The organism is Halomonas campaniensis, assembly GCF_002211105.1.
Taxonomy (GTDB): domain Bacteria; phylum Pseudomonadota; class Gammaproteobacteria; order Pseudomonadales; family Halomonadaceae; genus Vreelandella; species Vreelandella campaniensis_A.
The window spans coordinates 1-981 of sequence record NZ_JPUA01000046.1 but is presented as its reverse complement, the minus strand read 5'-3'; the positions used below and the strand labels follow the sequence as shown (position 1 = coordinate 981).

Below are 981 nucleotides of genomic sequence, written 5' to 3'. Positions count from 1 at the left end.
GCCCCCGTCTTCTCCACTGCCAACAAAGTCAGTGTCGCGGAAAACACCACCGCGGTAACGACGCTGCTAGCCACGGATGCTGATAGTGATACGCTGACCTACAGCATTACCGGTGGTGCTGATCAGGCGTTGTTTAATCTCGATACCAAGAGTGGGGCGCTGACATTCATTAGCGCGCCGGACTTCGAAGCACCCGCCGATAGTAATGGTAAGAATGCTTACAGCGTCGAAGTTACCGCAAATGACGGCCATGGTGGAAACACGCCACTAACGCTGACCGTAACTGTCACGGACGTTAACGAAGCACCGGTACTGAGTGGGTCTACCAAGGTGAGCGTGCCCGAAAATAGCACTGGTACGATTTATACTGTGCTAGCCAGCGATCCTGAAAATAATACGCTGTTCTATTCATTAAGCGGTACAGACGCGGCGCTGTTTAATCTCGATGCCAACAGCGGGGCGTTAAGTTTTAAGCATGCGCCGGACTTTGATGCACCTGCTGATGCAGGCGGCAACAATGTCTATGACGTTATTCTGACGGCGAACGATGGCAGTCTGAGCAGTAATCCTCAGGCGCTATCGATTACGGTGACGGACGTTGACGATGGCAACGAAGCTCCCGTGTTTACCACCTCCAATAAAGCAAGTGTGGCCGAAAATACCACCGCGGTAACGACGCTGGTGGCCACGGACGCTGACGGCGATGTGCTTACCTACAGCCTTACCGGGGGCGCCGATCAGGCGCTGTTCACGCTGGATGCCAACAGCGGTGCGCTAAGCTTTAAGAGTGCGCCCAATTTTGAAGCCCCGGCGGATAGCAACAGCGACAACACCTACACGGTGGAAGTGACTGCCAGTGACGGCCAAGGCGGCAGCACACCGCTAACGCTGGAAGTGACCGTCACCGACGTCAACGAGGCGCCGATGCTGACGGGCGCGACCAAGGTCAGCGTGGCCGAAAATACCGCCGGTACGCTCTAT

1 protein-coding gene is annotated in these 981 nt (G+C 55.8%); it reads left to right on the top strand.

Features of this window, described 5'->3' with window-relative positions:
• A partial coding sequence (locus tag JI62_RS20550; RefSeq protein WP_141101344.1) for a cadherin domain-containing protein occupies nucleotides 1–981 on the top strand: 981 nt, incomplete at both ends.